Annotated in this window: 2 protein-coding genes; both read right to left on the reverse strand. The window is 69.6% G+C overall.

What is annotated here, in order from left to right; translation table 11 throughout:
• Positions 1 to 69: 69 nt before the first annotated feature.
• On the reverse strand, positions 70 to 897 hold the full coding sequence (locus AB0C69_RS41940) for an ABC transporter permease subunit (protein WP_353835173.1): 828 nt from the start codon (positions 895 to 897) through the stop codon (positions 70 to 72).
• On the reverse strand, positions 894 to 1,830 hold a 937-nt coding region (locus AB0C69_RS41945), incomplete at its 5' end, for a sugar ABC transporter permease (RefSeq protein ID WP_360362430.1). The genes AB0C69_RS41945 and AB0C69_RS41940, both read right to left, overlap by 4 nt.

Below are 1,830 nucleotides of genomic sequence, written 5' to 3' on the forward strand. Positions count from 1 at the left end.
CCCCGGTTCGCTCCGCTCATCCCTGCTCCCTGTGGGGGGCGACCCCCCACACCCCCCGGTTCGCTCCGCTCATCCCTTGAGCCCGCTCGCAAACCCCTTGATCACATACCGTTGCAGCACCAGGAAGATCACGATGATCGGGAGGGCGGCGAGGACCAGGCCGGCGAAGACCAGGCCGTAGTCCGAGACGTACTGGCCCACGAAGGCGAAGACCCGCACCGGCACCGTCTCGCGCGCCGATCCGCCCAGGTACAGCAGCGGTGTGAAGAAGTCGTTCCAGATGAACACGGCGTTGAGGATCAGCACCGTGCCGGTGATCGGCCGCAGCAGCGGGAACACGACCCGGGTGAAGGCCTGCAGGTGGCCCGCGCCGTCGATCAGCGCCGCGTTGGCGTAGTCGCCCGGCAGCGCCCGGATGAACCCCGTGTAGAGGAAGATCGTGAACGGCAGCTGGATGCCGGTGTAGAAGATGATCATCCCTTGGTAGGTGCCGAGCAGGCCCGCCGAGTCGGCGAGCTTGAACAGCGGGATCATGCCGAGCTGGAACGGCAGCACGATGCCGAGCAGGAACAGCACGTACAGCGTGAAACCGAGCCGCGTGGCGCAGCGGGCCAGGAAGTAGGCCGCGAACGCCCCGATCGCGATGAGCGCCACCAGGCTCACCACCGTGATCACCGTGCTGTTCACCAGCGCCGAGCCGAGCGAGGCCCGCGACCAGGCGTCGGAGTAGTTGCCGAACGTCGGCGACGACGGCGGCGCCAGCGGCGCCGAGGCGATCTGCTGCTTGTCCTTCAGCGACAGCGTGATGAGCGCGTACACCGGGAACAGGAACGCCAGCGCGACCGCGATCATCACGACTTCCAGGGCGAACGTGCGCAGTCCGTAACGCAGGCTCATGCCACCTCCCGACCGCGCAGGTACCGGATCTGGATCAGCGAGACCGCGGCGACGAACAGCGCCAGGACCAGCGCGATCGCCGTGCTGTAACCGTAGTTGCCGAACACGAACGCCTGCTTGTACAGGACGGTCGACAGCGTCTCGCTGGCGTGGCCGGGCCCGCCGCTCGTGGCCGCGTAGACCTGGTCGAACAGCTTGAGCCCGCCGATGGTCGACAGCATGACGTTGATCGTGACGGCGGGCGCGAGCAGCGGCCAGGTGACGCTGCGGAACCGCTGGAACCGCCCGGCGCCGTCGATCATCGCGGCCTCGTGCAGCTCCGCGGGCACGCCCTCCAGCCCGGCCAGGAAGATGACCATCGAGTATCCGGAGAACTGCCAGATCACCATGCCGGCCACCGACCACAGCGCGAGCGAGGGGTCGCCGAGCCAGTCCTGGCGCAGGGAGCCGAGCCCCACCGCGCCGAGGATCCCGTTGAGCCCCGCGTCCGGCGCCGGGTTGTAGACGTACTTCCACAGGAACGCGACCATCACGGGGCTGACGACCGCGGGCGCGAAGAAGACGACCCGCAGCACCGCGCGCGACCTGATGCGCGTGTGCACGCCCAGCGCGAGCAGCAGCCCGATGCCGTTCTGGACGACCACGATCGCGACCGTCAGCAGCAGCGTGTTGACCAGCGAGCCGCGCGCGGCGTCGTCCCGCAGCAGGCGGCCGAAGTTGTCGACGCCGACGAACGACCGGTCGCCGATGCCGTTCCAGTCGGTGAAGGCGTAGACGATCCCGCTGGCGCTCGGATACAGGACGATCAGCGCGTACACCAGCAGGGCGGGCGCCGCGAACCACCACGGCGGGGTCAGGAAGCCGCCGCGCCGGCGGCGGCGGGGCGGCGCCGGGAGGCGCGCCGCGCTCTCGGGGGGTCCCGCGGCACCGGCC

Origin of the sequence: Actinomadura sp. NPDC048032 (assembly GCF_040653175.1) — a bacterium.
Taxonomy (GTDB): Bacteria; Actinomycetota; Actinomycetes; order Streptosporangiales; family Streptosporangiaceae; genus Spirillospora; species Spirillospora verrucosospora.

Bases quoted from the DNA above. Each gene is read 5' to 3' on its own strand.
- AB0C69_RS41940 (WP_353835173.1), bottom strand. From the start codon at position 897: ATGAGCCTGCGTTACGGACTGCGCACGTTCGCCCTGGAAGTCGTGATG.